The organism is Streptomyces gilvosporeus, assembly GCF_002082195.1.
Lineage (GTDB): Bacteria > Actinomycetota > Actinomycetes > Streptomycetales > Streptomycetaceae > Streptomyces > Streptomyces gilvosporeus.
In genome coordinates, this window is the sequence record NZ_CP020569.1 from 1752985 (window position 1) to 1760000 (window position 7016).

At 63.4% G+C, this 7016-nt stretch carries 4 protein-coding genes and 2 rRNA genes (1 of these 6 running past the window's edge); all 6 read right to left on the bottom strand.

Annotated elements, in window-relative coordinates; translation table 11 throughout:
* Positions 1-100: 100 nt before the first annotated feature.
* On the bottom strand, positions 101-433 hold the full coding sequence (locus B1H19_RS07695) for a small basic family protein (RefSeq protein ID WP_003984969.1): 333 nt from the start codon (positions 431-433) through the stop codon (positions 101-103).
* On the bottom strand, positions 430-1353 hold the full coding sequence (locus tag B1H19_RS07700) for a DUF881 domain-containing protein (protein WP_083103873.1): 924 nt from the start codon (positions 1351-1353) through the stop codon (positions 430-432). The genes B1H19_RS07695 and B1H19_RS07700 overlap by 4 nt, the downstream gene beginning before the upstream one ends.
* Positions 1354-1438: 85 nt before the next feature.
* Positions 1439-3934: a mannose-1-phosphate guanyltransferase gene (locus B1H19_RS07705; protein WP_083103874.1), complete on the bottom strand. Its 2496-nt coding sequence runs from the start codon at positions 3932-3934 to the stop codon at positions 1439-1441.
* 122 nt (positions 3935-4056) lie between these two features.
* Positions 4057-4665, bottom strand: coding sequence for a CDP-alcohol phosphatidyltransferase family protein (locus tag B1H19_RS07710; protein ID WP_083103875.1), 609 nt, complete (start codon positions 4663-4665; stop codon positions 4057-4059).
* A gap of 146 nt (positions 4666-4811) precedes the next feature.
* Positions 4812-4928, bottom strand: a 5S ribosomal RNA gene (gene rrf / locus B1H19_RS07715).
* A gap of 76 nt (positions 4929-5004) precedes the next feature.
* A 23S ribosomal RNA gene (locus B1H19_RS07720) occupies positions 5005-7016 on the bottom strand (it continues 1108 nt past the right edge of the window).

Below are 7016 nucleotides of genomic sequence, written 5' to 3' on the forward strand. Positions count from 1 at the left end.
TGCGGCTCCGGCCTGCGCCGCTCCGGCTCGTGCTGCTCCGGCTCGTGCTGCTCGGGCGTCTTCTTCTCCGGCCCGGGGGTCTCGTCGGCTGCCATCCACCTCACGCCCTGAAAACGTGCCGACGGATCGCGGCCGCGTTGGAGAAGATCCGGATACCCAGCACCACGACGACTCCGGTGGAGAGTTGGGCGCCGACGCCCAGTTTGTCGCCGAGGAAGACGATCAGCGCGGCGACCACGACGTTGGAGAGGAAGGAGACGACGAAGACCTTGTCGTCGAAGATGCCGTCCAGCATCGCGCGCAGACCGCCGAACACGGCATCCAGCGCCGCGACGACAGCAATCGGCAAGTAGGGCTCGACCACCGTCGGCACCACGGGTCGGACCACAAGCCCGACCACGACTCCCACAATGAGGCCCAGTACGGCGATCACGATGTGCCCTTCCCTATGTCGGCGCCGTCCGCCTTGGCGGCACCGGCCTGCGGCTTTGCGGTACGTACGGTCAAACTGGGCGCGGGCGGCAGCGTGAGCTCGCCCTCGGCCGAAATCTTGGTGCGCACGCCGTAGTTCTCCTGCAGCACCCGCAGGTACTGACCGTCGGCGCTGGTCTGGAACGCGGTGCTCAGCCGTTGCCCGTCCCCCACCGCCAGCACCGTATAAGGCGGTACCAGTGGCTTGTTGTCGACCAGTATGGCGTCTCCCGCGGCCCTGATCGCCGAGAGTGACGTAAGCCGCTGTCCATTGACGGAGACGGCCTCCGCACCCGACTCCCACAGGCCGTTGACAACGCGTTGCATGTCCCTGTCCCGTACCCGCCCGGTGTCGGAGAAACCACTGCTCTCCCGCGGGCCGCCCCCGGTGGACTCCGCATCCTTGGCGTCGTCCACCACCAGTTTCACGCCAGGGCCGGTCACTTCGGTCGAACCGGACAACAAGGCCAGCAGATCGACCTTGTCGCCGCCATGCGTCTTCAGCGCCTCGTGCTGCATTCTGCTGACCGCGTCCCGGGTCGCGTCCACCCGTTTTTGCTGTGTGTCCGCCGCGCTGGTGCCCTTCTGGATGCGGTGGATGAGCTCCTCGCGTTCCTTCGCGAGCGTCGGTGCCGATATACGTGCCTGAGCGGCACCGACCGTGACCACCACGGCCGCCAGGACGAGACCAGTGGCCAGGCCCAACTTTGCGCGCAGAGTGCGCGGCAGACCGCTGACGCCCGCGGCGGATTTGCGCGCCGCGGCCTCCGCATACCCGTCGTCGAGGCTGTGATCCATCACATTGGTCAGCAGCGACATCGACGCGTCGGGGCGCGCGGCCGGCTTCCTGGGAGTGCTCCGATCGGGGCGCTGCTGCGACATACCGCTCATCGTCGCACGTCGCACTGACAGTCTCCCAATGGCCCCACCGGCGTGCCCGATTGCGGGCACGCCGGTGTGCCGGGGTTCATCGTCCGGCGCTGTCCACCACGGCCGACCACTCGTCCAGCAGCTGCTGGGCGGAGGCATCGTCCGGCCCCTCCGCCCACAGGTGCGTGACCGCCTCGGCCGGGTCGGGCAGCACCAGCACCCAGCGGCCGTCGGTCTCCACGACCCGCACACCGTCGGTGGTGTCCACCTCCCGGTCACCAGCCGCCTCGACCACATGCCGCATGACCAGCCCCTTGACCGCCCACGGCGTGGCGAGATCGCGGCGCAGGACATGCGCCCGGGGGATCCGCGCATCGATCTTGCTGAGCGTGAGCTGCGTACGGGCCACCAGGCCGATCAGCGTGACGAACGCGGCCGCGCCGTCGAAGACGCTGCTGAACTCGGGGATGATGAACCCGCCCAGCCCGTCACCGCCGAAAACCGTGCCCTCCATCCGCCCCACCCGGGTCAGATCGTCGGGCGAGGTGGTCGTCCACTCCACCTGGGTCCCGTGATACGCAGCCACCTGCTCGGCGATCCGGGTCGTGGTCACCGGCAGCGCCACCCGCCCACTGCGCCGCTCGGCCGCCACCAGATCCAGCATCACCAGCAGCGCACGGTCGTCCTCGATGATCCGGCCGCGCTCGTCCACCAGGGACAGCCGCTCGCCCACGGGGTCGAAGCGCACCCCGAAGGCCGCCCGCGCGGACGCCACGATCTCACCGAGCCGCACCAGGCCGGAGCGCTTGGCCTCGGCCGTCTCGGTCGGCCGCGACTCGTCGAGACCGGGATTGATCGTCAGCGAGTCGACGCCGAGCCGTCCCAGCAGACTGGGCAGCACGAGACCGGCGCTTCCGTTGGACGCATCCACGACGACCTTGAGCCCGGAGTCGGCGATACCCGTGGTGTCCACGGCCCGCAGGACGGATCCGGTGTACGAGTCGAAGACGCTCGCCGGGAAACGCAGATCACCGATCTCGCCGGGGAAGGCGCGACGGTACTCCTGACGGGCGTAGACCCGGTCGAGCTTGCGCTGCCCGGCCTGCGACAGGTCAGCGCCCCGCTCGTCGAAGAACATGATGTCGACGGAGTCCGGCACCCCCGGCGTCGTTCGGACCATGATGCCGCCTGCGCTGCCCCGGGCGGTCTGCTGACGGGCGACCGGAAGCGGAACGTTCTCGAGATCCCTGACATCGATGGCGCTGGCCTGCAGCGCGGAGATCACCGCGCGCTTGAGCGCCCGCGCACCACGGGAGTGGTCACGGGCGGTGGTGACGGTCGACCCCTTCTTGAGCGTCGTGGCATACGCACCCGCAAGCCGCACCGCCAGCTCCGGAGTGATCTCGACGTTCAGGATTCCGGACACCCCACGCGCCCCGAACAGATGCGCCTGGCCGCGGGACTCCCAGATCACCGACGTATTGACGAACGCGCCGGCCTCGATGGTCTTGAACGGATAGACCCGCACGTTCCCCTGGACGATCGACTCCTCACCGATCAGACACTCGTCACCGATGACCGCGCCGTCCTCGATCCGCGCGGCCCGCATGATGTCGGTGTTCTTGCCGATCACACAGCCACGCAGATTGCTGTGCTGACCGACGTAGACGTTGTCGTGGACCACGGCCTTGTGCAGAAAGGCGCCGCTCTTGACGACGACATTGGAGCCGACGACCGTGTGCTCACGGATCTCCACACCGGCCTCGACCTTGGCGTAGTCACCGATGTACAGCGGCCCCCGCAGCGTCGCATCGGGATGCACCTCCGCACCCTCGGCCACCCATACGCCCGGCGAGATCTCGAAGCCGTCGATTTCGACGTCGACCTTGCCTTCGAGCACATCCGCCTGCGCCTTGACATAGCTCTCGTGGGTGCCGACATCCTCCCAGTAGCCCTCGGCGACATAACCGTAAATCGGCTTGCCTTCCTTCATGAGCTGCGGGAAGACATCGCCGGACCAGTCCACGGGAACATCCGGCTCGAAGTAGTCGAAGACCTCCGGCTCCATCACGTAGATGCCCGTGTTGACGGTGTCCGAGAAGACCTGGCCCCAGGTGGGCTTTTCCAGGAACCGCTCGACCCGACCGCCCTCGTCGACGATGGTGATGCCGAACTCCAGCGGATTGGGAACCCTGGTGAGGCAGACGGTGACCAGAGCGCCCTTTTCCTTGTGGAAGCGGATCAGATCGGAGAGATCGAAGTCGGTGAGAGCGTCACCCGAGATGACGAGAAAAGCATCGTCCTTGAGGGCCGCCTCCGCGTTCTTCACGCTCCCCGCGGTGCCCAGCGGCTTTTCCTCGTTGGCGTATGTGAGCTCCATTCCGAGCTCTTCCCCGTCACCGAAATAGTTTTTGACGAGCGAGGCAAGGAATTGCACGGTCACGACGGTCTCGGTGAGACCATGCCGTTTCAGCAGCCGCAGCACATGCTCCATGATGGGCCTATTGGCCACGGGCAGCAGCGGCTTCGGCATGCTCGACGTCATGGGGCGAAGTCGAGTGCCTTCGCCGCCCGCCATCACAACGGCCTTCATGTCGGAAGCGTCCTCCTCTAAGAGACGAACGGTCTTGCCGACTTCACTTGTCCAGGTCGCCCACTGTTGCTGTGCTCACGTTCGGGCACCGGACCTTGGCATAATCTGCCGGTTCGACGAGCTCAGTCGGCCGTGGCGTCCGCCCTGATGAGCCGGCGGACCTGGACCACGTAGAGGATCCCTGCCCACCAATACAGCGCCGTACCCCATCCCGCGAACGCCCAACCGAAAATAGTAGCGAGGGAGTGAAGCCAGGTGCTTCCGCCGCTCAGCAGGAGCAACGGGAAGGCATACATCAAGTTGAACGTAGCCGCTTTGCCCAGAAAGTTCACCTGGGGAGGGCCATACCCGTGACGCCCCAGGAATCCGACCGCGATCAGCAGCATCAGTTCCCGCGCCAACAGTGCCGCGGTGAGCCAGAACGGCAGGATCTCACGCCATGTCAGACCGACGAGGGTGGAGAGGATGTACAGCCGGTCGGCCGCCGGGTCGAGGATCCGGCCGAGGCTGCTGATCTGGTTCCAGCGCCGAGCGAGCTTCCCGTCCAGATAATCGCTGACGCCGCTCAGCGCGAGCACCAGCAACGCCCAGGGATCGGCGTTCGGGCCGCCGAATTCCGGCCACAGGATCAACCACAGGAACACCGGCACGCCGACGAGGCGCGCCATGCTCAGAATGTTCGGGATGGTGAGGACGCGATCCGTCTGTACCCGCGTCTCCTGGACCTCCACTCGGAAGCCTCCTGGGTGAAATGTGCCAACGATACCCCTGACCTTACCTGCCGCGCCGGCCACGCCGCGCCGCGGGTCCCCGAACCGGGAAACGCGAAAGAGCCCCGCCGGGAACGTGGTTCCCGGCGGGGCTCTCTCTAAGAATTGTTCGGCGGCGTCCTACTCTCCCACAGGGTCCCCCCTGCAGTACCATCGGCGCTGAAAGGCTTAGCTTCCGGGTTCGGAATGTAACCGGGCGTTTCCCTAACGCAATGACCACCGAAACACTATGAAGTTAACCAACCGGAGCATGACTCAACAGTCGTTACTTCAGAACCTACACAGTGGACGCGAGCAACTGAGGACAAGCCCTCGGCCTATTAGTACCAGTCAACTCCACACCTTACGGCGCTTCCATATCTGGCCTATCAACCCAGTCGTCTACTGGGAGCCTTACCCCATCAAGTGGGAGGGAGCCCTCATCTCGAAGCAGGCTTCCCGCTTAGATGCTTTCAGCGGTTATCCTTTCCGAACGTAGCCAACCAGCCATGCCCTTGGCAGAACAACTGGCACACCAGAGGTTCGTCCGTCCCGGTCCTCTCGTACTAGGGACAGCCCTTCTCAAGACTCCTACGCGCACAGCGGATAGGGACCGAACTGTCTCACGACGTTCTAAACCCAGCTCGCGTACCGCTTTAATGGGCGAACAGCCCAACCCTTGGGACCGACTCCAGCCCCAGGATGCGACGAGCCGACATCGAGGTGCCAAACCATCCCGTCGATATGGACTCTTGGGGAAGATCAGCCTGTTATCCCGGGGTACCTTTTATCCGTTGAGCGACGGCGCTTCCACAAGCCACCGCCGGATCACTAGTCCCTACTTTCGTACCTGCTCGACCCGTCAGTCTCACAGTCAAGCTCCCTTGTGCACTTACACTCAACACCTGATTGCCAACCAGGCTGAGGGAACCTTTGGGCGCCTCCGTTACCCTTTAGGAGGCAACCGCCCCAGTTAAACTACCCACCAGACACTGTCCCTGATCCGGATCACGGACCCAGGTTAGACATCCAGCACGACCAGAGTGGTATTTCAACAATGACTCCACACCAACTGGCGTTGATGCTTCACAGTCTCCCACCTATCCTACACAAGCCGAACCGAACACCAATATCAAGCTATAGTAAAGGTCCCGGGGTCTTTCCGTCCTGCTGCGCGAAACGAGCATCTTTACTCGTAATGCAATTTCACCGGGCCTATGGTTGAGACAGTCGAGAAGTCGTTACGCCATTCGTGCAGGTCGGAACTTACCCGACAAGGAATTTCGCTACCTTAGGATGGTTATAGTTACCACCGCCGTTTACTGGCGCTTAAGTTCTCAGCTTCGCCACACCGAAATGTGACTAACCGGTCCCCTTAACGTTCCAGCACCGGGCAGGCGTCAGTCCGTATACATCGCCTTACGGCTTCGCACGGACCTGTGTTTTTAGTAAACAGTCGCTTCTCGCTGGTCTCTGCGGCCACCACCAGCTCAGGATGCAAGACCCCTCACCAGCAATGGCCCCCCTTCTCCCGAAGTTACGGGGGCATTTTGCCGAGTTCCTTAACCATAGTTCACCCGAACGCCTCGGTATTCTCTACCTGACCACCTGAGTCGGTTTAGGGTACGGGCCGCCATGAAACTCGCTAGAGGCTTTTCTCGACAGCATAGGATCATCCACTTCACCACAATCGGCTCGGCATCAGGTCTCAGCCTTAACGTGTGACGGATTTGCCTACCACACGGCCTACACCCTTACCCCGGGACAACCACCGCCCGGGCTGGACTACCTTCCTGCGTCACCCCATCACTTACCTACTACCACCTTGGGTCAGCGGCTCCACCACTCCCCTCAACTCCGAAGAGATCAGGGCGGCTTCACGGCCTTAGCATTAATGGGCTCAGTATTGGGCGTTTCAAAGCGGGTACCGGAATATCAACCGGTTGTCCATCGACTACGCCTGTCGGCCTCGCCTTAGGTCCCGACTTACCCTGGGCAGATCAGCTTGACCCAGGAACCCTTAGTCAATCGGCGCAAGAGTTTCCCACTCTTGTATCGCTACTCATGCCTGCATTCTCACTCGTGAACCGTCCACAACTCGCTTCCACGGCTGCTTCACCCGGCACACGACGCTCCCCTACCCATCACGATCCCCGTTGGGGGTAATATCGCAATGACACGACTTCGGCGGTGTGCTTGAGCCCCGCTACATTGTCGGCGCGGAATCACTTGACCAGTGAGCTATTACGCACTCTTTCAAGGGTGGCTGCTTCTAAGCCAACCTCCTGGTTGTCTCTGCGACTCCACATCCTTTCCCACTTAGCACACGCTTA

Bases quoted from the DNA above. Each gene is read 5' to 3' on its own strand.
- B1H19_RS07700 (WP_083103873.1), bottom strand. From the start codon at position 1,353: ATGTCGCAGCAGCGCCCCGATCGGAGCACTCCCAGGAAGCCGGCCGCG.
- B1H19_RS07705 (WP_083103874.1), bottom strand. From the start codon at position 3,934: ATGAAGGCCGTTGTGATGGCGGGCGGCGAAGGCACTCGACTTCGCCCC.